19 protein-coding genes are annotated in these 23,643 nt (G+C 63.0%); 14 read left to right on the forward strand and 5 right to left on the reverse strand.

Annotation, left to right across the window (positions count from 1 at the left end):
• Positions 1-87 precede the first annotated feature (87 nt).
• Positions 88-798: a queuosine precursor transporter gene (locus tag GRI40_RS07770; protein ID WP_160610795.1), complete on the forward strand. Its 711-nt coding sequence runs from the start codon at positions 88-90 to the stop codon at positions 796-798.
• Here GRI40_RS07770 and GRI40_RS07775 read toward each other — a convergent pair.
• The gene (locus GRI40_RS07775; protein ID WP_160610796.1) at positions 795-2,453 is read right to left on the reverse strand and encodes a thiamine pyrophosphate-binding protein; all 1,659 of its coding nucleotides are present in this window, start codon (positions 2,451-2,453) and stop codon (positions 795-797) included. The genes GRI40_RS07770 and GRI40_RS07775 overlap by 4 nt on opposite strands.
• 175 nt (positions 2,454-2,628) lie before the next feature.
• Between GRI40_RS07775 and GRI40_RS07780 the strand changes: the two genes are divergently transcribed.
• Complete coding sequence (locus tag GRI40_RS07780; RefSeq protein ID WP_160610797.1) at positions 2,629-3,252, forward strand: response regulator transcription factor; 624 nt, start codon at positions 2,629-2,631, stop codon at positions 3,250-3,252.
• On the opposite strand, the gene GRI40_RS07785 is transcribed toward GRI40_RS07780, so the two are convergent.
• Positions 3,198-5,435 carry a sensor histidine kinase gene (locus GRI40_RS07785; protein WP_160610798.1) on the reverse strand — a complete coding sequence of 746 codons (2,238 nt, stop codon included), beginning with the start codon at positions 5,433-5,435 and terminating at the stop codon, positions 3,198-3,200. The two genes, GRI40_RS07780 and GRI40_RS07785, sit on opposite strands and share 55 nt — an antisense overlap.
• Positions 5,436-5,643: 208 nt before the next feature.
• Between GRI40_RS07785 and GRI40_RS07790 the strand changes: the two genes are divergently transcribed.
• The gene (locus GRI40_RS07790) at positions 5,644-7,668 is read left to right on the forward strand and encodes a TonB-dependent receptor plug domain-containing protein (protein ID WP_337190520.1); all 2,025 of its coding nucleotides are present in this window, start codon (positions 5,644-5,646) and stop codon (positions 7,666-7,668) included.
• A gap of 55 nt (positions 7,669-7,723) precedes the next feature.
• Here GRI40_RS07790 and GRI40_RS14000 read toward each other — a convergent pair whose 3' ends face one another.
• The 3 genes from GRI40_RS14000 to GRI40_RS07805 form a co-directional block, all read right to left on the reverse strand.
• Complete coding sequence (locus GRI40_RS14000; protein WP_160610799.1) at positions 7,724-8,197, reverse strand: Lrp/AsnC family transcriptional regulator; 474 nt, start codon at positions 8,195-8,197, stop codon at positions 7,724-7,726.
• Between the two features lie 334 nt (positions 8,198-8,531).
• Positions 8,532-9,989 (reverse strand): helicase HerA domain-containing protein, encoded by a 1,458-nt coding sequence (locus GRI40_RS07800; RefSeq protein WP_160610800.1) that lies wholly within the window; start codon positions 9,987-9,989, stop codon positions 8,532-8,534.
• Between the two features lie 74 nt (positions 9,990-10,063).
• Positions 10,064-10,687 (reverse strand): TetR/AcrR family transcriptional regulator, encoded by a 624-nt coding sequence (locus tag GRI40_RS07805; RefSeq protein ID WP_160610801.1) that lies wholly within the window; start codon positions 10,685-10,687, stop codon positions 10,064-10,066.
• Positions 10,688-10,853: 166 nt separating this feature from the next.
• Here GRI40_RS07805 and GRI40_RS13685 point away from each other — a divergent pair, with 166 nt between their 5' ends.
• From GRI40_RS13685 to GRI40_RS14005, 11 genes are all read left to right on the forward strand, one after another.
• Positions 10,854-11,189: a hypothetical protein gene (locus GRI40_RS13685; protein ID WP_202390161.1), complete on the forward strand. Its 336-nt coding sequence runs from the start codon at positions 10,854-10,856 to the stop codon at positions 11,187-11,189.
• On the forward strand, positions 11,186-11,956 hold the full coding sequence (locus tag GRI40_RS07810) for an SDR family NAD(P)-dependent oxidoreductase (RefSeq protein WP_160610802.1): 771 nt from the start codon (positions 11,186-11,188) through the stop codon (positions 11,954-11,956). Before GRI40_RS13685 ends, GRI40_RS07810 begins: the two co-directional genes overlap by 4 nt.
• An 11-nt stretch (positions 11,957-11,967) precedes the next feature.
• Positions 11,968-12,729 carry a 5'/3'-nucleotidase SurE gene (gene surE, locus GRI40_RS07815; RefSeq protein WP_160610803.1) on the forward strand — a complete coding sequence of 254 codons (762 nt, stop codon included), beginning with the start codon at positions 11,968-11,970 and terminating at the stop codon, positions 12,727-12,729.
• 446 nt (positions 12,730-13,175) lie between these two features.
• The gene (locus GRI40_RS07820) at positions 13,176-14,402 is read left to right on the forward strand and encodes a tyrosine-type recombinase/integrase (RefSeq protein WP_160610804.1); all 1,227 of its coding nucleotides are present in this window, start codon (positions 13,176-13,178) and stop codon (positions 14,400-14,402) included.
• A gap of 110 nt (positions 14,403-14,512) precedes the next feature.
• Positions 14,513-14,695: a helix-turn-helix transcriptional regulator gene (locus tag GRI40_RS07825; RefSeq protein ID WP_160610805.1), complete on the forward strand. Its 183-nt coding sequence runs from the start codon at positions 14,513-14,515 to the stop codon at positions 14,693-14,695.
• Positions 14,692-16,767 (forward strand): phage/plasmid primase, P4 family, encoded by a 2,076-nt coding sequence (locus tag GRI40_RS07830; RefSeq protein ID WP_160610806.1) that lies wholly within the window; start codon positions 14,692-14,694, stop codon positions 16,765-16,767. The genes GRI40_RS07825 and GRI40_RS07830 overlap by 4 nt, the downstream gene beginning before the upstream one ends.
• 1,253 nt (positions 16,768-18,020) lie before the next feature.
• A complete protein-coding gene (locus GRI40_RS07835; RefSeq protein ID WP_337190522.1) occupies positions 18,021-18,902 on the forward strand; it encodes a DNA-methyltransferase in 882 nt (293 codons plus the stop codon).
• Positions 18,899-19,360, forward strand: a complete 462-nt coding sequence (locus GRI40_RS07840) for a BglII/BstYI family type II restriction endonuclease (RefSeq protein ID WP_160610807.1) — start codon at positions 18,899-18,901, stop codon at positions 19,358-19,360. Before GRI40_RS07835 ends, GRI40_RS07840 begins: the two co-directional genes overlap by 4 nt.
• 10 nt (positions 19,361-19,370) lie before the next feature.
• Positions 19,371-20,720 (forward strand): ParB N-terminal domain-containing protein, encoded by a 1,350-nt coding sequence (locus tag GRI40_RS07845; RefSeq protein ID WP_160610808.1) that lies wholly within the window; start codon positions 19,371-19,373, stop codon positions 20,718-20,720.
• On the forward strand, positions 20,717-22,615 hold the full coding sequence (locus GRI40_RS07850) for an SNF2-related protein (RefSeq protein ID WP_160610809.1): 1,899 nt from the start codon (positions 20,717-20,719) through the stop codon (positions 22,613-22,615). The genes GRI40_RS07845 and GRI40_RS07850 overlap by 4 nt, the downstream gene beginning before the upstream one ends.
• Positions 22,612-23,433: a protein NO VEIN domain-containing protein gene (locus tag GRI40_RS14005; RefSeq protein WP_160610810.1), complete on the forward strand. Its 822-nt coding sequence runs from the start codon at positions 22,612-22,614 to the stop codon at positions 23,431-23,433. Before GRI40_RS07850 ends, GRI40_RS14005 begins: the two co-directional genes overlap by 4 nt.
• Positions 23,434-23,643 lie beyond the last annotated feature (210 nt).

Genomic DNA, 23,643 nt, shown 5'->3' on the forward strand with positions numbered 1-23,643 from the left:
GCCTCGGGCCCGCGGGACTCCACAGGAAACATCGGCCCGCCCAATGCGGCGCTTTTCTTTTGCCGGGGGCAATGCCAAGCCTCGCCCATGAACGAACCCCACCCTGCTACAACTGCCGCGCCTGCCGCGCTGCGCGTGCCCCGCGCCCTGTTCACGTACCTGCTGCTCTACGGCGGAATAACGGTGGTGGCAGGCGTGATGGCCTACAAGCAGGTGGCGCTGCCCTTCGGCCTGGCGGTCGAATCGGGCATCTTCGCGTTCCTGATCCTGGTCGTGATCTCCAGCACCGTGTCGCAGCTCTATGGCGACGCGATGGCCCGCAGGCTGGTGTGGTGGGGCTTCCTGCCGCTGCTGGTGTCCGCGTTTCTGATGCAGCTGGTGCTCGCCCTGCCGGCATCGGCGGAGATGAGCCAGTTCCGTGCCGACGATCTCGCCGCGTTCGAGCGGGTGCACTCGCAGCTGTGGCGCGTGTGGCTGGCGGGGCCGGTGGCCTATATCGTCTCGCTCCTGCTCAACATCTGGATATTCTCCCGCCTTCGCGGCGATGGCGACAGCGGCACGGTGAGCCTGATGGTGCGCGGCGCCGTCGCCTCGGCGCTGAGCCAGGCGATCGATTCGGTGATCTTCATCACGCTGGCGTTCTACGGAGAGTTCGACATCCGCAGCCTGCTGGTCGGGCAGGTGCTGGCGAAGGTCGCGCTTTCGATCGTGCTGGTGCCGCCGCTGATCGCGGGCGGGGTCGCCATCGCGCGGTGGCTGGACCGCGGCGACAGGGCGCCGGCCCCGGCCGCGCCTTAACCCGGCAGCTTCATGGTCGGCGAAAGCTCCGCGGTCGGGAGCACGATCTCGATCAGCGCGGCCCTGCCCGATGCGCGGGCCGCCTCGAACGCCGGCGCGAAATCGGCGGTCGTCTCCACCCGCCAGCCACCGATCCCGTAGCTCTGCGCAAGGGCGGCAAAGTCGGGATTGACCAGTTCCGTCCCCACGACATGGCCCGGGTAACGCCGTTCCTGGTGCATCCGGATCGTGCCATAGGCGCTGTTGTTCACCACCACCACGATGACGGGCACCTGGTGGCGGACGAGCGTCGCAAGCTCGGTGCTGGCCATCATGAAACACCCATCGCCGGCAAAGCAGACCACGGGACTTTCGGGCCGCCTGATGCCGGCCGCGATGGCAGCCGGCAGGCCATAACCCATCGCGCCGCTGGTGGGGGCGAGCTGCGTGCCGAACCGTTTGTAGCGGAAAAACCGGTGCAGCCAGATGGCATAGTTGCCGGCGCCGTTGGTGAGGATCGCATCGTCGGGCAGGGTGTCGCTCAGCCAGGCGACGATCGCGGCCATGTCCACCGGGCCGACGTGCGCGGGAGATTGCTGCCACGCCTCGTAATCGGCGCGCGCCGCGGTGCGCCATTCCTCCCACCGGGGCGCGGCGCCCGCGTAAAGCTTGGCGGCGGCGGCCGCGAACATGTTGGCATCGGCGTGGATCGCCAGAGCCGGCTGATAGACCCGGCCGAGCTCGGCCGCATCGGGGAGCACGTGGACCAGCGCCGCATGGGGCATCGGCGCGTCGAGGTTGGTGTAGCCGTCCGTCACGATCTCGCCGAGCCGCGTGCCGACGGCGATGACAAGGTCCGCCTCGCACCAGCGCGCCTTGAGCCTGGGATTGATGCCGAGCGCGCTCTCGCCCGCGTAATTCGGGTGCCGGTTGTCGAACAGGTCCTGCCGTCGGAAGGCGCAGGTCACGGGCAGGCCGGTGCGCTCCACGAACCGGCGCATGTCATCGAGCCCTTCGGCCGTCCATCCCGACCCGCCGAGGACCAGCAGCGGTCTTTCGGCCGCCGCGATCATGCGTTCCAGCTCGCCCAGCGCGGGCGATGACAGGGCACGCACCATTTCGCCGCACGGCGCGGGCGCGGCGACCGTCTCGCTCAACATGTCTTCGGGCAGGGCGATCACCACCGGTCCCGGCCGTCCGCCCATGGCGGTGGCATAGGCGCGGCCGACGAATTCGGGAATGCGCGCCGCGTCGTCGATCTGGCAGGCCCACTTGGCGAGATCGCTGAATGTGGCGGGGTAATCGACTTCCTGGAATGCGCCCCGGCCGATCTGGTCGCGCGGCACCTGGCCAACGAACAGGATCATCGGCGTGCCGTCATGCCGGGCGGTGTGGACGCCGATGCTGGCGTGGCAGGCGCCCGGTCCGCGGGTCACGAAACAGATGCCGGGGCGCCCCGTCAGCTTGCCCCAGGCTTCGGCCATGTTGGCCGCCCCTGCTTCGTGCCGGCAGACGATCAGCCGGATCGCGTCGCCCGCTTCGTGCATGGCTTCGAGCGCGGCGAGATAGCTCTCCCCCGGCACGCAGAACACGGTGTCCACGCCCCGGGCGACCAGTTCGCGGATCAGGATCTGCCCGCCGGTCATCCGGGCGGTTTCGCTGGAAGCCTGAGTCATGAAGAAATTCGAACCTTTCACGTCTGGGCGCCGCCGTTTCCATGCGGTGCGCAAGCCCCCTACAGGCGAAGCGCGGGGCTCACCACGCCTGAATCGCCGCCGAATTAAATTGGGCTGGCGAAGGGACGGGATTGCCGGGTAGGCTGGCGTTTTTTGGGGAACCTGCGCGCGCGCCATGCGGCCGATCATCGTTATCGACGATCACGAGCTTGCCCATTCCGGCATCCGGTTACTGCTGGCCGACAGCGCGCACTTCCGCCTGGCCGGTTGCTTCATCCGCGCGGCGGACGGCATCGCGTTCGCATCGGTAACGCCGGGCGCGATCGTCATGCTCGACCTGGAACTGCCCGATATCGACGGACTATCCGCCCTGGGCGAGATCCGTTCCCGCAACCTGGCCGACGTGGTCATCATGACGGGGGTGACGGCGCCCGACATGCTGCGCAAGGCGGTCGAACTCGGGGCGCAAGGCGTCGTCTGCAAGGGCGATCCGATCGAGGAAGCCCATGCGGCGCTGCAGGCGGTGAATCGCGGGGAAACCTATCACTCGCAATGCGCGGCGGAACTTCTCGCCCGCTCGGCCCAGCCGCAGGTCGCATTGTCCGAACGGCAGCATACCATTCTTCAGTTCGTTGCAGGGGGATGCAGCAACAAGGAAATCGCCTACCGCATGAACATCAGCCCGCCGACCGTATCGTTCCACCTGGCGGAAATCCGCCGCAAGCTGGGGGCGGAGAACAGCCGTCAGGTGGTCGACAGGGCGCTCGCCGCGGGCTTGCTGACGAGGCCGGCCACGTAAGGGTGATCCAGCATCTCGCGGCAGAGCGGCGTCACGAGCAGGGCGCGCGCCCGCGCCGCTGCATCGACCCGTTTCTCCGCCCCCGCATCGTCCGCCACCACGATCGTCGCCATTCCCTCCGCCGGCCTGTGTGCCGGGGCATGTTCCAGACCGACGATGTGGAGCCCCGGCTGGCGCGCGGCCAGTTCCGGGAGCGTTGCAGGGGTGAGCCCGCAGGCGATCGGATTGGGCAGGATCACCGTGACCTGGGTTCCGCGCGGATCTGTGTCGATCGTATAGCTGCCATGCATCAGCTCCACGATCTCGCGGATGGCGCGCCACCCGGTGCCGACGCCCAGGTCGTCGGGCGGGGACGTGGCATCGCCGGCATGATCGTTCAGCCAGCTGGCGAGCCCGTCCGGCATCCCCCGGCCCGTGTCGGTGACGCTGATCTGGAGGTGTTCGCCCTGGTTTTCGCAGGATAGTTCCACCCTTCCGCTGCACGTGAACTTCACCGCGTTGTTGAGCAGGTTGCTGACCATGCGCGCGAACAGCGCCTCGTCCACCAGGGCCTGTTCACCCTGGAGGCATCGCACGTCGAGATCGATCCCCGCGCGCAATCCGATGGGCGTGTAGATTTCGGTCAGGCTGCTGATCACATGTGCAAGATCGCTTGCGCCAAGGGCCAGGAACCGTCCGTCCCGATTGCCGATCGAAACACTGGAAGCGATGATGTCTTCGAGGTGCCGCGCCGAAGCTTCCAGAAGGGAAACGAGGTCCGATGCCGCCGCCATGGTCGCCGGCGAATTGCGCCCGAAGTGCACCGCGCTGTTGAGCGCGTGGAGGACATGGCGCGTGTCGTGCGCCGAACCCTGGAGCAGGCGGTCCCGGTTGCGCACTTCGGAAAGGGCGCGCGCCCGGTCGTCCGCGAGGCGGGCCGCTTCCTCGCTCAGGGCGAGTTTCTCCAGCAGGGCGGAGTGCGCGCGCCGATCGGCATCGATCCGCGCGGCGTAAAGGGTGCGCAGATGCAGCGCCAGGGTAAGCGTCGCCATCAGGCATTCGAACAGGCCGATGGGACCTATCCAGTGCCAGCTAACGGGCAGGCTGGGAAAGATGCCGGTGATCGCCACCGTCATGTAGACGATATAGGCGCCCATGCTGCTCCACGCGAGGAACAGGGGCAGGTAGATTGACCCGCGGCGCAAGGCGAGGACCCCGAGCACCGGCATGGTCACCGCGGCGGCCAGCAGGTACAGCCAGCCGACCTGGTGGAGCGTGCTTTCCGCCAGCAGCCCGGCCGGGATGTTGATCGCCGTCAGCGCGATCATGGCGATGCCCAGCCAGACCATCATCCGCAGGAACCGGTCGAAGCGGGGAAGCGTGTTGCGGGTATCGAGGAACGCCCGCCCGAACTGCATCATGAGAAGGCCGAACAGGCTGCGCGTGAATTCGCCGAAGACCGCCGCAATGTCCGGCCAGCGATAGAGCACGAAGATGGTCGCGTAGCCTTCCGCGTAGAGCGTGTTGAAGGCGAACGCCCCTTCGGCGGCGGCCAGCCACAGGAATTCGCGCCGCCCGGTGGAAGCGAAGGCCAGCGCGCCCACCAGGATCAGCATCAGGCTCCCGCCCGCGACGGCCGCGACCATCGCGATATTGCCCCGCCGTTCGCGAAAGAACGATCCGTACGGTTTCACGCTGAACGGCATCCACGATGAAACGAGGTCGCGGAACTTGAACAGGTACGTGACCTGCTGGCCCGGGGCGAGATCGATCTCGATCGCCATCGACTGGTAGTTTCCCAGCGAACGGCCCATGGCCGGGATATCCGTGCTGGTGAGCAGCGCCTCCGCCCGCCCCGACGCCGGGTTCACCTGATAGATGGAGAAGTGGTCCACCGTTCCGCGGCCCGTGGAGAGGATCCACCGGCCCTGCCGGTCGCCGACGTTCCGGAAGCGCAGCGCCCCCACGACCGTTTCGCCGACCCGGCCGAACTGGGTGGAGCTGTGCCGGACGGGCACCATGCCCTCTATCATTTCAGGTGACGGCGCCGCATCGGGGCCGATCTCGCGGAAACGGATGCCCTCGCGGACCGAAGCCGCGGCCTCGCCCGGCACGAGCTCTATGGTCGGAAGTGTATCGGCCGCGGACGGCACGGCAAGCGCGCATGCCATGACGGCCAGCAGGAACGCGACGACCCTTGACAAACGACCCCCCGTTCGTTGACGGCCAGGAGTGTGCGGCGCGCGCGGGTGGGAGTCAATCGGGACCGCATCCGGGCGTGGACGGCCAGCCGCCCTTCCCCGCCGCACTTGCCCGGCCGCCCTTGCCTGCCGGACTTGTCACGGGGCGCGCAGCCGTTAATGCCGCCGGGCCGGCGGCCGGCAATCCTCGCAACGTTTCGACGGGAGCCCCGTGATCCATTCAGGCCGCCTGTTGCTTGCAGCGAGCACGCTGGCGTTCCCGGCCGTTCCTGCCAACGCCGCGGGCGACCAGGGACCGGACGACGAACCGGTCATCGTCGTCACCGGCACCGGCCTTCCCGACACGCCATCCACCCCGGCCTACGACACGCAGACCCTCGATCGCGAGACGCTGGTGTCGACGGCCAGCGGACGGATCGAGGATGCATTGTCGGCCGTCGGCGGTTTTCAGCAGTTCCGCCGGTCCGACAGCCGGTCGAGCAATCCCAGCGCGCAGGGCGTGACCCTGCGTGCCCTCGGCGGAAACGCATCGAGCCGCGCGCAAATCCTGCTCGACGGCGTGCCGATGGCGGACCCGTTCTTCGGTTACATCCCCTTCAGCGCGATCGTCCCCGAGCGGCTGGGCAGCGCGCGCGTGACGCGCGGCGGCGGTTCCGGGCCGTTCGGTTCGGGCGCGCTCGCCGGCACGATCGAGCTGTCGAGCGCGGACGCGGGCGAACTGGGCCTGTTCGACGGCCGGGCGCTCGCCAACCACCGCGGCGAGACAGAGATCGGCGCGACCCTCGTCCCCAGGCTCGGCGCAGGCTACGTCGCCGTTTCGGGGCGATGGGATCGGGGCCAGGGCTTCTTCACCACTCCGGCCGAGCAACGCGTGCCGGCGACCGCCCGCGCGGCATACGATGCCTGGTCCGCGCAAGTCCGCGCCGTCGCGCCGCTCGCGCCGGACATCGAGCTCCAGGCTCGTGTCCTCGCCTATCGCGACGATCGCACCTTGCGCTTTCGCGGCGCCGACACCGGGATGGAAGGCCACGACGGATCGCTCCGCATCGTAGGCCGGGGGCGCTGGCAGTTCGATGTCGTCGGCTATGTCCAGGCGCGCAATTTCACTAACACCGTGATCAGCTCGACATTGTTCGTCCCGACGCTTGATCAACGCAACACGCCGGCAACGGGCATCGGCGGCAAGATCGAGCTTCGGCCGCCGACCCCCGGCAATCACGTGCTGCGGCTCGGCCTCGACTACCGCCGGGCTAGCGGCGAATTGTACGAGGAAGCGATCAGCGTCGTCACCGGCGCCGTCACGCAGAGCCGTAACGCCGGCGGGACGACCAGCGATTTCGGCCTGTTCGTCGAAAACGACGTGACGCTGGGCAACCTGGTCCTGACCGGAGGCGTGCGCGCCGACCGTTGGGACATTCGCGACGGATTCTATACCGCGCGCGCGCCTTCGGGCGATGTCATCGCCGCCGATCGCTACCCGGACAGGGCCGGCTGGGACCTGTCGCTTCGCGGCGGCGCGGTGTGGCAGGCCGGGAACGATCTGCAGTTTCGCGCGGCGGCCTATACCGGGCTGCGCCTGCCCACGCTCAACGAACTCTACCGCCCCTTCACCGTCGTCCGCCTGACCACCCGGGCAAACGCCTCCCTGCGCAACGAGCGGCTGGAGGGCTATGAGGCGGGGCTGGACTGGACGGTCTTGCCGGGGGTTTCGCTCGCCCTCACCGCGTTCGACAACACGGTGAAAAACGCGGTCGCCAATGTGACGATCGGCCCGGACCTTCGCCAGCGGCGCAACATAGACGCCATCCGTGCGCGCGGGATCGAGGCTAACGCCGCGCTCTCGTTCGGGCGCTTCGAACTCGCAGGCTCCGTGGGCCTGACCGATGCAGAAGCGCGCGGCAGCGGCGTCGCGGCGGCGCTCGACGGACGCCGGCCCGCGCAGACCCCGCGGTGGACCGCCGGCGCCACAGCCAGCTGGCGCCCCGCGGACGGCGCTCTCGTGTCGCTGACGATGCGCCATGTCGGCCTCCAGTTCGAAGACGACCTCGAAAGCGACCGCCTGCCCGCCGTCACCACATTCGATGCGTTCGCCCGCGTGCCCATCGGCGGCGGGCTCGCCGTGATCCTGCGTGCGGAGAACCTCGCGGACGCCGCCATCGTGACCCGCAACCAGGGCGGCTCGATCGACCTCGGCACCCCGCGCACAGTGTGGGCCGGCCTCGCGCTGCGCCTTTGAGCAGGGGTGATGCGGACGCGCGCACGCACGCCGCGCCCGCTAGCCGCCACCCCCTCTAGAGGACGGGATAGCCGGTGAAGATCTTGGGCTTTCGCATGAGGACATGCGTCGTGATCCGGCGCACGCCGAGATCGCGGCCGATCAGATCGTCTTTCATCCCGGTCCATTCCGCCATGTCGCGAACGACGACCTTGAGAATGTAATCCACGTCTCCGCTGACGTCCGACACTTCCACGATGTTGTCGATGTGCGCGATCGCGGCCTCGAACCGGTGCTGCTCGTCGGCCATGTGGCCTTGCAGCGTGACCTCCGCGAAAAGCACCAGCCCAATGCCGAGCCGGAAGGGGTCGAGCCGGGCATGATACCCTTTGATGAAGCCGTCGTGTTCCAGCCTTCGCGTGCGGGCAAGGCACGCGCTCGGTGAAAGATTCACCTTTTCCGCAAGGGCCTGGTTCGTGAGGCGCCCATCCGCCTGGAGAGCGACCAGGATCGCCCGATCGATCGCATTGAGAAGGTCGTGCGGCGGCATGCACGCAGAACCGCAGAATCTGCGGAAGCAGTCAATATCTTCCGTCACCCATTCTGCCGGGCCCAATGTAGCCTGCGACGCAGAAAGGGCCATCCCGGCCCCCTGACTATTCAAGAGGTTGACATGAGCAAGACGCACGACATCGCCGTCTATATCTTCGGTTTCTTCGTGGCTGCGGCTCTTCCGGTAGCCGTGGTCGTCAGCAGTCTCATCGCAGGCTGATCCAACCCGGCAGGCTTGCCATTGACCAAGTGCAGCCGGTTCACCGGTCCGGTTTGCAGCAGGCGCGGAACGATCGCCCGCGCCGCGAAGGTCTGCCGGGCGCCGCTGGCGGCTAGGCCATGGGCGTCGCGAGGCTGAGGCGCGGTATCGCGACCGACCGGCGTCCGCCGAAATCGGTGCGCACGACAACCAGGTCGCTGCGTTCGAGATGCTCGAGCATTCGGCGCGCACGGCCCACTGACCGCGTGCCGTAAAGCACGGCGAGGGTCTCGTCATCGGGGCACGGCTTGCCTGCGATCGCCGCGTTGCCGATGGCCAGAAATGGCGCGAGGAGTTCTTCCGGCACGGAGTCCGCCAGTTCCAGCAGGCGGGCGTCCTGTTCCGCGGGGGGATCGAATTCGACGCCCGCCACCGCCCTGGCAAAGCGTCTGCGAAACCCGAGTGCGTCGAGCCCGTGGGTTTTCAATCCGCGCATCCGGCACCGCACGGTAAAATCCTGGAAGAGTGAAGCGGCGGGCTGGAACGTGCATCCCTCCTCGCTCGCCATCTCCTGCAAAACGGCGCGGACGATCGCTTCGGCCTCCTCCGCCGTGAGCTGGATTTCGTTGCGGGCCGGCGCGGGCGCGGTCTGCTGCGCGATATGTTCCTGCAACGACGCAGACGATGCGGGCCCAGGTTCGGCAAGGCTCAGCAGGTCGGCCTGGGCCGGGGGCGCCTCCGGCTGCGCGTGGAGCATCGCGGCCATGTCTTCGCCACTGGGCATCGGAGGGGGCGTGAGGCCCGCCACCGTGGACTTCGCGCGTGTTTCCACGCTCCCGATCCTGACTGCCACCGGGCGGCGGCTGATCGCGGGGCCGAGCCCCAGGAAGTGACCGCGTTCCAGATCGCGAATCTGTTCGGCCTGCCTCCGCTCCATTCCCAGCAAGTCCGCCGCGCGGACCATGTCGATGTCGAGGAATGTCCGCCCCATCAGGAAATTCGAAGCCTCGGCCGCCACGTTCTTGGCCAGCTTCGCCAGTCGCTGCGTGGCGATCACGCCGGCAAGCCCGCGCTTGCGGCCACGGCACATGAGGTTCGTCATGGCGGCAAGCGAGCTGCGGCGCGCGTCATCGCTGACTTCCCCGGCGGCCGAAGGCGCGAAAAGCTGCGATTCGTCCACGATCACCAGCGCGGGGTACCAGTGCTTGTCCGGGGCATCGAACAGCGCGCTGAGGAACGTGGCCGCACAGCGCATCTGGTTTTCGATCTCGAGACCGTCGAGCGCCAGCACGACCGAGGCGCGGTGCTCGCGCGTGCGGGCGGCAAGCCGGGTGATCTCCACGTCGGAGTAGGCCGCACCGTCGATGACCACGTGACCATAAGCCTCGCCCAGGCTCACGAAGTCGCCTTCGGGATCGATCACGATCTGCTGAACGATGCCGGCGCTCTTCTCCAGCAAGCGGCGGAGCAGGTGCGATTTTCCCGAACCGCTGTTCCCCTGCACCAGCAGGCGCGTGGCAAGCAGTTCCTCCACATCGAGGTAAACGGGCTTTCCGGCGATATCGGAGCCAAGGTCGATCTGATTCTGCACGGAGACCTCGTAGCAAGGTCGCTCGCCGGCCGAGGCCGGGCCGGCCAGTTATCCGCAGCTTTAACCGGCGTCGTTCAGCGCCGGTCACCCCGCACCGCCGCCGCGGCGAGGCGGTGAAGCAGCGCACGAAAGCGCGCGAGTTCGGCGGGATCGGCAGGATCGTAGCGTCTGTTCTCACCCACCTGACCTGCGTTGCACACGTAGAACAGCGCGCCAGCCCCTACGCTGTTGAGGAGCTGGATCGGGGAAATGTCGACAAACTGACCGGCGGCGACGCCTTCGTTCACGACCGCCTCGATGTCCTTGAGCGCGCTGTTCGAATACTGGACCGGGTTGCCCTGGCGCGGCGTCACGTCGGCCACCAGGCGCTGGATGATGCGTGCGGCGGAAGGCCGGCCGACATGGAAGTCGAGCCACGCGTCGAGGAGCGCGATGAGGCGCGGGAAGCACGCGTCCGCCTGCTTGAGCCGCGCCTGCGAAAACGCGTGCAGATCGGCGAAGATATCCGCCTCGACCGCGTCGTAAAGCTCCTGCTTGGACGAGAAATAATAAACGATGGACGGCCGGCGGATGCCGACTGCCTCGGCCACGTCCTCCAGCCGGGCGGCGGCGTAACCGACTTCTGCGAAAACGAGTTCTGCCGCTTCGAGGATCGCCTGGCGGGTCACCTCGCCGCGAGGTTTTCGGTTGAGCTTCATGGACCCCCTCTAGCGTTGCCTCTTCAGGTGGGCAAAACATCGCTTGCATTCTACCTTCATGTAGGTAGAAAATCTACCCAGAAGTAGAAAATGCGGCTCACGCGGACTGATGGGAGAGAAAGTCATGAGGCAAGGGCTTGTTCGGTTGACACTGCTTGCGAGCGCGATGCTGGCTTTACCAGCGATCGTCCACGCGCAGGATGCCGGGGGCGAGGCGCAGGCCGACGATCCGACCGGCGCAATCGGGGAGATCGTCGTCACCGCGCAAAAGCGCGAGGAATCGCTTCAGGACACGCCAATCTCCATCGTCGCGCTGACGGCCCAGGACCTGGAGAGCAAGCGGATCGAAGGCCTGCAGGATTTGCGCGCCAATGGCGCGCCGGACGATCCGACGGTGGTCGATCACATCATGGGGGTGGCGATGAGCGGAGACCAGCCGAAGATGACCAATATCCGGCTCGACGGATTTTTCGACAAGCGCGGACCGGGGCAAGCCCGATGAGGCGCACAAGCACAGGGCCTGCAACGGGCGTTATCGTGACCGGCGGTGCCTCCGGAATCGGCCTCGCATCGGCCCGGGCGCTGGCGGAGGACGGACGGCCCGTCGCGCTGTGGGACCTCCAGGGCCATGTCGCGGAGACTGAAGCGAAATCCATCAGTGCCGCGTTCGGCGTCCCGGCACTGGGACTGGCGGTCGATCTGACGCGCCCCGCCCAATATGGCGCCGCGATCGCGCGCAGCCGCGAAGTGCTGGGTTCGCTGGGCGGACTGGTCCACGCCGCCGGCATCGTCGACACCGCTTCCATCGAGGGAATCACCGAAGCCAGCTGGGCGGCCGGGATCGACACCCACTTGCGTCCGCTGGCCCTGCTTACGCGCGATCTGCTGCCGGACCTTGCCGGCAATCCGGGCTCGGCCATCGTGGCGATCGCCTCGATCAACGCCACTCTCGGCAACGCGATGAACCCGATCTACAGCGCGGCCAAGGGCGGCATGCTCTCGCTCGTGCGCAGTCTGGCTGACCGGCTGGCGCACGATGGCATACGCATAAACACCGTGTCGCCCGGGGTGATCCGCACGCCGATGACCCAGCCCGCGCTCGACCATTTGCCGGCCGGGACATTCGAACGCCGGGTCCTGCTGGGGCGCCTGGGCGAACCGGAGGAAATCGGCCGCGTCGTGCGCTTCCTGTTGTCGGAAGAGGCAAGCTACGTGACCGCCGCGGAGCTTGTGGTGGACGGCGGCAATATCTCATCACAGCGCGTATGACAGGAACTCCCATGTTCCGCCCGATGCTCGCTTCCGCCCTGCTCGTCGTTGCGACCACGTCTTCCGCGCAGGAGGTGGAACCGCGTTTCCGCGTCCTCGTCACGAACGACGACGGCATCGCGTCCGAAGGCATAGCCGCGCTGGTCGCCGCGCTTTCCCCCATGGCCGAGGTCGTCGTATCCGCTCCGCAGGAAAACTTCTCTGGCGGCAGCCAGTCGGTCACGTTGTTCTCGAAAACGCTCGAAGTGGAAACAGTCGCCCCGGCTGGCGCTCAGGCCCGTTACGCGGTTCGCGGCAGCCCGGCGGACGCGGCGATCTTCGGTCTCCTCGGCCCCGGACGGGAGAAGCCGTTCGACATGGTCATCTCGGGCATCAACAAGGGCGAGAATGTCGGCGGCGCCGTCCCCGTCTCCGGCACGATCGGTGCCGCGCGCCAGTCCGCGATGCTGGGCGTGCCCGCCATCGCCGTCTCGCAGCAGGTGCGGACTGACGGAAAGTACGATTACACGCTTGCCGCGCGCTACACCGCGCAGATCGCGCGCGCACTGCACCAGATGGGTGACAAGGCGCCCCGGCTTGTCTCGATCAACGTGCCCACGGTCGCCAGGGGCGTGCGGCTGGTTCCCGCAGAGGGCGATGCCTTCACCATGACAGGCCTCCGCAAGGTCGAGGAGAAAGGTGCGCAGAGCACCTACCGCGCGGAGTTCGCAATGGCGGCGAACGCGCGCCGGGAACGGACAGCGCCGCGCTGGCCGATGGCTATATCACGGTGACCGCGCTCGACCTCGATTTCACCGACCGGGCCGCGACCAGGCGGCGCCGTTCCATCGCCGCCAAGGCCACAAGGGCCACGCTTCCCGCCACGCGTTAGGCGCCGCGGGCGCGGAAACGCACATCCGCCGCGAGCGTCACCTGAGGGACAAAGTGCCACTGTCCTGCGCGCCTGGTGAGATTCGCCGCGAAAGTGGCGGACGCACCCCGGTCACCTGACGTCGCTTGGCCGGGAACTTGCGTAACTGCGTGGTGAGCCCTGCTGGGTTCGAACCAGCGACCTACTGATTAAAAGTCTCCCATCTTGAAACCGGATGGCTTGCGATCGGCGATGGTGCCTTACGCTTGTCCTTGATTCAATGTGAATTGGCGGGTCCCCCAGCTGCGATAGGCGTTGCCGCGATTCGCTCCAGTCTGCTACCTGATTGCTACCTAGCAGGAAGTAGATATGAAGACCAAGCTCACCGTCAAATCCATTGAAGCGCTGCAACCAGCCGACAAGGATCAAATTATCTGGGATGCTGAGCTTCCAGGGTTTGGTTGCAAGGTCACGCCAAAAGGACGCAAGTCCTACTTCCTCTATTACCGCACAAAGGATGGGCAGCAGCGCCGCCCCGCAATCGGGACGCATGGACCCCTAAGGCCAGAGGCTGCGCGAGAGATTGCTAAACGCTGGCTTGCCGAGGTGGCCGCTGGCGGTGATCCGTCGCAGACACGGAAGATCGATCGGTCGGCCCCCACAGTGAACAAGCTCTGCGATCGCTACCTTGAAGAGCATGCCGAGACGCGAAAGAAGGCAAGCTCAGTCAAGAACGATCGGCGTATCATCGATGTGCACATTCGCCCTGCCATCGGCGCAAAGAAGATTGCTTCCGTGGCTCGCAGTGACATTTCGGCTCTGCACCACTCGCTGCGTTCGACGCCTTATGAAGCGAACCGGATGCTCGCCCTTGCCAGCAAGATGTTCAGCTTGGCTGAGCGATGGAGCCTTCGCCCCGACAACACCAATCCCGCGAAGAACATCGATCGTTTCCGCGAGGAAAAGCGAGAGCGGTACCTTTCTCCCGCCGAGCTGAAGCGCCTTTGGATTGCGCTCAACTCACCCGAAGCGAAGGAGAAGGCCTCTGACAGTGCGATTGCAGCTATCAAACTGCTCATTCTGACCGGGCGCAGAGTGTCAGAAGTTCTGGGCCTGAGGTGGGAGTGGATCGACTTCAAGGCCAAGACGATGCGGCTGCCGGACACGAAGGGCGGCACACTGTTCGTTTCCCTTGCTGACAGCACCATCGCGGTTCTCGAAGAGCTGCACCAATCGCGTCAGGCGAGGCTTGAGCGACAGAAGAACGCTAAGCCAGACGAAGACAGCGAACTCAATCCCTTCGTGATCGAAGGCAAGCGGCAAGGTCAGCCGCTCGTCAATCTTCAAAAGCCATGGCGTGCCATGCGCGAAATGGCGAAGATTGATGATGTCAGACTGCACGACCTGCGGCACACCTATGCGAGCGTCGGCGCGGGGCTAGGCATGAGCCTTCCGCTGCTAGGCCGGCTGTTGGGGCACTCGCAGCCCGCTACAACCAGCCGCTATGCGCATCTCGCACAGAGCCCAGTCAGCGTCGCAGCTAATCAGATCGGCGATGAGCTCATTAGGCTAGCGACAAACGATCAACATCCATGAAGCCTGATTATTTTTGGGTGGTTGAAAGTGGTTGCCCAGTCTCGCCTTGAGCCTCTGAAGAGCTCTCCCTTATTCCTCCCAGCGATTGAGAACGCTTGTGAGGATTTGAAATGCCCAACCCCCCCCTTCTTCGTGAAACGCAGGCTGCTGACTACCTCGGCCTTGCTCCCAAAACGCTAGCTAGATGGCGCTGGGCAGGCAAAGGCCCGACGTTCAGGAAGCTCGGAGCTGCTGTTCGTTATACCGTCTCCGACTTGGACGCCTTCATAGCTGATGCAGAGGTCGCTCGATGAGTAGCCTGGCCTCGGCGGCTGCCGCCTATGTCGCAGAGGGGTTGGCGATTCTTCCCCTTCGTCCGCAATCCAAGCGACCAGCAACAAGCCACGGCAAGAATGATGCCTCAGCCGACGCGGCGCTTACCGCCCTTCGCTTCCCCAAGGAGACGGACCAAAACATTGGCATATTGACTGGCGCAGAGGCGGGACTGTTGGTCGTCGACATAGATCCCCGGAATGGTGGGGAGGAGGCATTCGCGCGGCTTGAACGCGCCTTTGGCAAGCTGCCCGAGACCCGCAAAGTCACGACCGGGGGCGATGGCGTGCACCTGTATTTTCGCGTCCCCTCCGCGACAACAGGTTTGAGCGACCGCCCCAACGTGGCTGGATACCAAGGCGTGGACCTGAAAGCTGGCGGTTATGTCGTAGCGCCGCCGAGCATTCATGAATCCGGCAAGGCTTACGAGCTAGCGAATGACCTGCCCATGGCCTGCGCCCCCGATTGGCTCATCCGACTTGCCCAAGGAGGGAAGCGGATCAGACCAGCCGTGTCGAGGGGGAATGGCGCGATCAAGGAAGGCGGGCGCAACGACACGCTGTTTCGGATGGCTTGCGCATTGCGTTCGCGAGGCCTTGGCGAGGATGCAGTTCTTGCGGCGATCCTCGCAGAGAACGAACGACTTTGTTCGCCGCCGCTCGATCAAGATGAATGCGAGCGGATCGGGGCGAGTGCGATGCGCTATGAGCCGAGCACTGCCCATCCTGATACTGACTTGGGGAATGCGCGCCGCCTCGTAGACCGGATGGATGGAGCTGCGAGATACGAACCTGCCTCTCGCGCATGGTTCGTCTGGGATGGCCGGCGCTGGCGGCAGGATGCGGCAGGTGAGGTTACGCAACTCGCGAAGGCCGTGGCGGATCAGTTGCTGTTCGACGCGGGGCAGATCAATGATCCTGAGACATCTAAGCGGCGATTGGCCTTCGCCAACCGGTCGCAAGGTATCGCTCGCATCAAGGCTATGATCGACCTGGCCGAGACTGAGCCGGGAGTACCAATTTCATTTGGTCAGTTCGACCGCCAGCCGCACTTTTTGAACGTCGCAAACGGTATGGTCGATCTCCGCTCAGGCGCATTGGTCGCACCGGACCACTCTGCGTTCATCACTAACCTTATTGATGTGGATTTCGATGCCGACGCACGCTGTCCGGTTTTCGAGAGCTTCCTCTTCGATGTTCTCTCGGGCGACGAAGACCTAATCGAGTTCGTTCATCGGGCGATTGGCTACGCGGCTACTGGTGAAACGCGAGAGCAGTGCTTTTTCATTTTTCATGGTGAAGGGGCAAACGGCAAGAGCACCTTCCTCAACGTCATTCGCGGTCTGCTTGGTGAATATGCGAAGCACACGCCTACCGATACCCTGGTTTCGAAATCCGGCGGCGCATCGAACGATCTTGCGCGGTTGGCGGGTGCCCGGTTTGTCACCGCCTCCGAGGCCAATGCTGACCAGCGCATGGCCGATGCCCCGGTAAAACAAATCACGGGCGACGAACCGATCACCGCCCGTTTGCTCTATCGCGAGTTCGTCACCTTTCAGCCGACCTTCAAGCTATTCCTGGCGACCAATCAGCTGCCTCAAGTGAGCGGCAACGACCCCGCCATGTGGCGGCGCATCAGGACCGTCCCTTTCGACCGCGTGTTCCAGCCGGAAGAACAAGATCACACGTTGTCGGAGAAATTGGCGACGGAACGCAGCGGCATTCTCGCATGGATCGTGCGAGGTGCCGTAAAGTGGTATTCTGACGGCCTCACCAAACCCGACGCAATATCGCGCGCTAACGCCGAATATCGCGCCGAGATGGATTCGGTTGGTCAGTTCATAGCAGAGCGCTGCCACATATCGCGTGCAGCCGAGGTGTCCGCCTCGGTGCTCTACAACAGCTATCGTCGGTTCGCGAACGACAATGGGCACTCGCCCGTGTCTCAAACCATGTTCGGCAGAACACTTACCTCACGCGGCTTCAACACGATCAAGCGCGGCGGGATTTTCCGCACTGGCCTGACCCTGCAATCAAATCTTCTGGAGGCATGAAAATGACAACCGCAGCAGACATCGTCGTTCCACTTCTGGAGGTCGGCTTGGACCGTCGGGAAGTGACCTACCGGGATGATTGGTATCCGTCCCAGCCGGTCAGATATGAATGTGAGGTATTTGGGATTCCGGCGCTGGTTCAACTCGCTGTCCCAAAGGAAGGGAAGCAATGGGTCGACTGGTGCTTGAACCCGGTAAGCTCGGGGGTGTCCTTCAGCGGCATCTGGCACGGGAGAACTCGCGATTGGCCGGGGGATGTGTGGGGCGTCGCCATGATCGATCGCCGCATTCGCTTCTGCGTGAATGCCGACCTACCCTTCCGATGTCGGCGAGATGCCCGCCCCCTCCTCCGCCAATTTAGGCCTCGCAGCACTGACGAGCTGCGGATGTCCATCGGCTGGGGAGCATAGTTGGACCGTTTGGACGGGCCACCCCAGTCTTCCCCCCTCTCTCGCTCACATGTCCCCTTTTATGTCGCAAACCGTCCAAACCATCCAAGCGGTCACCACTGGAAACAGCGCGAAAATACCGGCGCGGTGTGAAGGGATACCTCTCGCCACCAATTCTCACGCAACTTCGCTCGAATGTGCCCCATCTGAGTGGTCGCCGGTATTCCCACCCAGCCGAGGCGCAGACGCCGATGCCTTTCACGCCTACGTACTGATGCCGGGGCTTTCCGTCGCCTTTCACGCGACGACCCTTAACCGATCCCGGTCTATGGTTTCGCTCTATCGGAAGCGGGCGAGGGCAGCGGCGGAACGGAATCCGGAATTGTCCCTCCTCGTTCGGGGAATGGTAGAGGCGCTCACCCCAGCCGACGGTTTGCGGATGGCTCAGTTGCGCGGCTCCGGCCATCTGCCCTACTGGTCCCGCCTTGCGATCTGCGCATTCTGCAAATTGGGAGCGACCCGAGCCGACATCGCTGATGCGTTTCGGTGCTCGCTGAGCACAGCAGGAAACGTGCTTACCGGAAGAGGAGCGGCTTACTTTCCGTTGTCGGGGGAACGCAGGTTTACAGCCTCCCAGCTAAACCCCCCCAGCGAGGTTCACAACGGCATCCGGACCCCTTCAGAAGGGAGGCGGATAGAGAGGCGCCGCCTCCGCCTCACGCCACCTCAAGTGCTGCTGCAAAGTTTCGGCCAGTTGAGCTCTCCCGAAATCCCGGCGGACATGGGTTCGAGCGAACGTAGGGGATAGATCTTTCGGGTGTTCTTCGCTATGACCGGGTATCTTCCAACCAGATGTGAGGCGTCGTGGCGGGTAAAGCACTGAAGGAAAGCACGGTTATCCAATTTCCGCGCCGAGGTGAGCCCCAGGCTCTCATCGAATGCGAGGATAACCTTTCGTTTATGCGGAAGCTCAAGAATGAGAGCATGCACCTCATCGTGACTTCCCCTCCTTACAACATCGGAAAGGAATATGAGCGCCGCACCTCGAACGATGTCTATGTTGAACAGCAAGCCGCAGCCGTAGCAGAGGCCGTCCGGCTACTTCATCCGAGGGGCTCTATCTGCTGGCAGGTGGGGAATAGCATCGAGGACGGCGAGGTCTTTCCACTCGACATTTTGCTGTATCCCATCTTTAAGAATCATGGATTGAAGCTGAGAAATCGGATCGTGTGGACGTTCGGCCATGGACTCCATTGCCAGAAGCGGCTCTCCGGAAGGCACGAAACAATCCTGTGGTTTACAAAGTCCGATGACTATACCTTCAACTTGGACCCAATCCGAGTGCCATCTAAGTACCCTGAGAAGAAGCACTTCAAGGGGCCTAATAGGGGAAAAGTTTCCAGCAATCCGTTGGGAAAGAACCCTTCTGATGTTTGGGATATTCCGAACGTAAAATCCAATCATGTTGAGAAGACTGATCACCCATGCCAATTTCCTGTTGGCCTTGTTGAGCGTTTAGTTCTTGCCCTTACAGAGAAGGGAGATTCTGTTCTGGATCCTTACCTCGGTGTCGGATCAAGTGCTATTGCAGCTCTCAAAAATGGCCGACATGCATTCGGCTGCGATATCGGAGAGGAATACATCCAGCTTGCCCGCGGGCGCATTCAGTCGCTCCGGAATGGGGAGCTGCGAACGCGTCCCATGAACAAGCCGATCTATGAGCCGCCACTCAAGGGGGACCAATGAACTTCGCGGGAGCCTATTCCCTCCACAACGGACAAGCGGAGTGGGAAAAGCGGGAGTTGAGCGACTGGCTTACGGACCTCTTCGAGGCTCCAGGCATAGCGATCGGCAGTCGATGCACCAGCCGCATTAGGGAGCATTTGAAGGACGAACTCACGGCCAGTGGGTGGACCCACAATGTTCGCATAGAGCAGAACTGTGATCTAACCGTCACCGGCAGATACCGAGATCTTGCCTTTCAGATCCAGACTGGAAACGTAAGCCGCGCATTCTACGACTTGATGAAAATGCAATATCTTTACTTGGAGCACAAAATACAGGCAGCCGCTCTCGCCGTTCCGACTAAGGCCGCGGCCGCCCGCATCAATTCCAACATAGCGAGTGCCGAACGAGTTTGGAGTGAGGTCCAGATGTTTGATCGGATCATCACCTTTCCTCTACTCGTCGTTGCGTTTGAGTAGGGGGGGGAACATGGCAGGGTATCAAGTAAACACCAGTCCGCAGCACCAACGTAAGGACACAATCGCAGCGTTGGCAGCCAAGCCAGTTTGTGGCGAACAACCCACTTACGATGTCTATGAAGGACAGCGGACAATGCTGCCGGTAATCCGGCTGCCGCTCGACCTTCCCGTCTACCGGATGGCGAACGCGCGGACGCAGACTGCGCAGCTCGCCTTCATCGCCGAGAAGAAGCTGCAAGCAGATTTTTTCGAAGCTGGGCAGGACAATGAGGAGGCTCAGCAGGCTCAGCACAACATTTTGAAGGGGTACGCGCACGCAACCGCTGGCTCGATCAAGCCGATCATAGATGAGCTTGATAGGACGAAGCAGACAGAGCCAATCATGATCACGCCTTCTGGGGTGGTCGTGAACGGGAATCGCCGGCTGGCTGCGATGCGGGAGCTATACTGGGACCGTAAATCAGAATTTCCCACTTTCGCTGAAGTAGAGTGCATGGTTCTTCCTCCGCTAACCGAGGACCAAATCGACGACATTGAGACGCGTCTTCAGGAGAGGCCTGAGACAAAACTCCCTTACAGTTGGATTAACGAGACCCTTAAGATCAGGCGTCAGTTGCAGCAGAAGACAAAGAAAGAGTCTGACATCGCCGACATTCGCCGAAAAACAGTAGGCGACATTCGTAAATCTCTGAGTGCTCTCAACTATGCGGAGATTTATCTCCGGGATTGGTGCGGATCGCCGAATGACTACCGCTTGGTTGAAAAGGGAGGCGAGCAGTTTTTCAGTGATCTAGTAACCCGGCTGAAGGGCAAAGACGGCCCCCTCCTTGAAGCGAATCTGCGAATGGCTTGGTTGTTGTTCGACAACCGGGACAGCTTGGGAACACGTATATACAACTTCAACAAGGTGCTTGGTGAGAAGGCTGAGCAGGTCTTGGCGCAGCTAGCCGAGCGCCTTGATGTTGAGGATCAGGCGGATCCGGAGGAATCCTCAGGTTCTGACGACTCACTTGAAATCGACCTCGGAGATGTAGGGAATAGCGATGCAGCGTACGCGCCGTTGATCGAGATTTTTGATACTCCCGACGCGCGAGACGAGGTGTTCGACGAACTCCGGGCAGTCTGCCAGACCATCCTCGATACCGGGCAGGCGAGCAAGCTGGGCAAAGCCGCTTTGAGAGCAGCTCAGGATGCAAACACTCGGCTAACTGAAATCGACCTCACGACCGCAGATCCTGCCACTCATGCTGGCATCGAGAAGCAGCTTGACGAGGTTGTCCATCGTGCGACTGCCCTCCGAACGAAGCTTCACCAGATCAAGTCGGGAGATTCGAGCGCGACGGAAGATGAATCGGAGTGAGCGCCGATCCCGTCACGATTGGAATCCAATACCTGCCCGGGAAATTGTCGGGACGGCTGGTGCTGGAAGGCTCTCCCTCAACGTCCGTGTGGGAGCGGTTGCAGCAGACGGTCATTAACCTTGGCTTCGACTATTCCTTCGGACCAGGCTCCATTGAGCTGTCGTGGTCGGGCGTGCTCACGCTGATCGGACAATTCGCTCCGCAACAAAAGCATCTCGATTTTCGATTCAGTCCGCGCGACGACGATGCTCGGGATAAAATCGCTGCATTTGTCCAGCAATTCAAACAGGTTCAGCACTCGAAAGGTTCGCTGAAGCTGAGAATCACTCCAGAGGAGATCGAAGAGCGGCTCTTTGCTTCCGGCTTCACTAGAGAGCTGCGACCCTTTCAGCTTCGCGATCTGCAGCGTCTTCTCTCGCTGGAAAATGGAGCAAATTTCTCCGTACCTGGTGCGGGCAAAACTACTGTCACGCTGGCCCTGCACCTCCTTACGCGACAACCGAATCAAGTTTTGTTAGTGATCGGGCCCAAAGCCTCGTTTCCGGCGTGGCGGGAAGTCGTTTCTGAGTGCGTGAGAGAAGATGCGCCGGACGGCAATGCCGAGCCCTTCACTTTCCTAACGACATCGGGTGAAGCACTCTCCGAAGCTCTGCGCTCTGGGGCAACCCGCTTCGTCCTGAGTTACGATCTCATGATTCAGACCTCGGAGATAATCACCGAGTTCATGTCTCAACATCCAGTACACCTCGTGCTTGATGAGGCACATCGGATGAAAGCTGGATACGGCTCTCAGCGCGGATCACTGTTGTTGAACCTCGCACCACTCCCAATTCGGCGCGACATTCTCACCGGTACGCCAATGCCTCAGCAGCCGTCGGACATCCAATCACAGCTTGATTTCCTATGGCCGGGCGCCGGGTTGGGGCTCCAAATTAGCCGCGGCACCGCGCCGCGGCAGGTGCTCGGAGAGCTATACGTTCGAACCACAAAGCAGGATCTCAATCTGCCGGAGCCGCTCCGCCACTTCCGCTCCGTCCCGATGGCCGAAGGGCAAATGGCACTATACGGAATCGTGAAGCATGAATTCCTGCGGCAGGTGAGCACGCTCGGATTAGACGGTCGCTTCGATGCGCCGGCCGCTCGGCGCTCTGTCATGCGCCTCCTGCAGCTGTCTGCGAACCCGGTTCTCGCGCTCCGTTCGATCGCAGATGATGCAATCAAGATGGACTCGGGAATCCTCGAACAAGTGATCTCAGAGGGCCCATCCACCAAGATGCGTGCCGTCGCAGACCACGCCCGGCAGCTAGCCGCAGAGGGCAAGAAGAGCGTCGTGTGGACAATCTTCACCGACACAATCCAACAGATGGAAGTGATGTTGGCTGACCTAAACCCGGTGAGCCTTTATGGCGCGGTGCCTTCCGGTGAGCCAACAGACCCCGAAACTCGCGAGGGGCGCATTCGCCGCTTCCATGAGGACCCGTCCTGTATGGTCATGATCGCAAACCCTGCTGCAGCAGGTGAAGGCATCAGCCTGCACAAGGTCTGTCATGACGCGATCTACTTGGATCGGAGCTATGTGACGACACACTACCTTCAATCCATTGATCGGATCCACCGCCTCGGGCTGCCGCCCGGAGTCGAGACCAACATCTATATCTACCGCACACTTGCGCCGATGGGGCTCGGATGCATCGACCATTCGGTGAGTCATCGTCTACGCCAGAAACTGCGCGCGCTTCAGATCTTGCTTGACGATGCGGACCTTCACAGGATCGCACTCGATGAGGAGAATTCAGAGGACCCAATCGCCTGGGACATCAGCCCAGATGACGTTCGAGACCTCATCGAAGTGCTAGAAGGTCGCGGGAGTTTGCCGGACGAGGAAAGTGAGTGATTGCTTCGTCGGATATTCCGGCCGAATTCCGAATGAGCGCTTTTACAGCGGCGATCGGAATTTGCAGGTATCTTCGCGATCACCCCGGCACAGCCGCTGAGGATGCGGCGCTCGCATTAAGACGCAGTGATGCAGATTTCGCGGGTGCAGATTTCACGGGCGGCCTTACTCTGGTCGGGCGGCTACCTGAGGACCTCGCACTAGCGGACATCTCTGTGTTCATACGAGAGGCACTATCCGCCCTGATTGAGGTGCACCGCCCTTGGTGGATCAAACTCAGCCCATATGGCCGGCAGCGTCTGGCGAGTGCACTAACACTGGACGAGCAACAGACTTTTCGCGCTGCGGGTCTTTATGATCCACAACCGTCTTCAGAGGCAATCGAGTGGTGGGACCGACTGGCTGCCCAAGCGCGCGCGGATCAAGATGAGCGCCTTGGCGCCCAAGGCCGCCGGGCGGAACTCTTATCACTCAATCACGAGATCGAGCGAATGAAGACCGAAGGCATTCAGCTGGCGCCGGTTTGGACCGCCCTGGATGACAATGCGGCGGGATACGACATCAGGTCGTACAGCAAGACGCTGTACGGGATCGCCAACCTCCTAATCGAAGTGAAGTCTACCAGTCGAACTCCGCCTCGCATTATCCTCACCCGAGGCGAGTGGGAGGCCGCACAGAAGTACCAAGCTGCCTACACTTTTCACATTTGGCAATTTCCGGACGAGACGCTCACCATCCGGACCGTCCAAGACATTTCCGCGCACATTCCTGATGACCGTGGGGAGGGCGCCTGGCAGAAAGTCGAGATCATCATCTGACGTAGGCCCGGAACACCCGCGGCTGATGCGCCCCGGAGTCCGCAAGAAATTAGTCGATGCAGGTGGTGACATGAAGCTGAGTTAGGGGCTGGAGTCACCAGGGCGTTGATAAATCGCCCAACTTGCTGTTCAAAGGACAAGACTGGCGCTGTCTCGGTCCCGAATGGGCTGGCGTTGCAAGAGGGGCAGGGGATTTGGTTGCTTTCCCGA

This window comes from Tsuneonella aeria (genome assembly GCF_009827495.1).
Classification (GTDB): Bacteria; Pseudomonadota; Alphaproteobacteria; order Sphingomonadales; family Sphingomonadaceae; genus Tsuneonella; species Tsuneonella aeria.

Bases quoted from the DNA above. Each gene is read 5' to 3' on its own strand.
- GRI40_RS07845 (WP_160610808.1), top strand. From the start codon at position 19,371: ATGGCAGGGTATCAAGTAAACACCAGTCCGCAGCACCAACGTAAGGAC.
- GRI40_RS07775 (WP_160610796.1), bottom strand. From the start codon at position 2,453: ATGACTCAGGCTTCCAGCGAAACCGCCCGGATGACCGGCGGGCAGATC.
- GRI40_RS07830 (WP_160610806.1), top strand. From the start codon at position 14,692: ATGAGTAGCCTGGCCTCGGCGGCTGCCGCCTATGTCGCAGAGGGGTTG.
- GRI40_RS07840 (WP_160610807.1), top strand. From the start codon at position 18,899: ATGAACTTCGCGGGAGCCTATTCCCTCCACAACGGACAAGCGGAGTGG.
- GRI40_RS07770 (WP_160610795.1), top strand. From the start codon at position 88: ATGAACGAACCCCACCCTGCTACAACTGCCGCGCCTGCCGCGCTGCGC.
- GRI40_RS13685 (WP_202390161.1), top strand. From the start codon at position 10,854: ATGCTGGCTTTACCAGCGATCGTCCACGCGCAGGATGCCGGGGGCGAG.
- GRI40_RS07780 (WP_160610797.1), top strand. From the start codon at position 2,629: ATGCGGCCGATCATCGTTATCGACGATCACGAGCTTGCCCATTCCGGC.
- surE (WP_160610803.1), top strand. From the start codon at position 11,968: ATGTTCCGCCCGATGCTCGCTTCCGCCCTGCTCGTCGTTGCGACCACG.
- GRI40_RS14000 (WP_160610799.1), bottom strand. From the start codon at position 8,197: ATGCCGCCGCACGACCTTCTCAATGCGATCGATCGGGCGATCCTGGTC.
- GRI40_RS07820 (WP_160610804.1), top strand. From the start codon at position 13,176: ATGAAGACCAAGCTCACCGTCAAATCCATTGAAGCGCTGCAACCAGCC.
- GRI40_RS07805 (WP_160610801.1), bottom strand. From the start codon at position 10,687: ATGAAGCTCAACCGAAAACCTCGCGGCGAGGTGACCCGCCAGGCGATC.
- GRI40_RS07825 (WP_160610805.1), top strand. From the start codon at position 14,513: ATGCCCAACCCCCCCCTTCTTCGTGAAACGCAGGCTGCTGACTACCTC.
- GRI40_RS07810 (WP_160610802.1), top strand. From the start codon at position 11,186: ATGAGGCGCACAAGCACAGGGCCTGCAACGGGCGTTATCGTGACCGGC.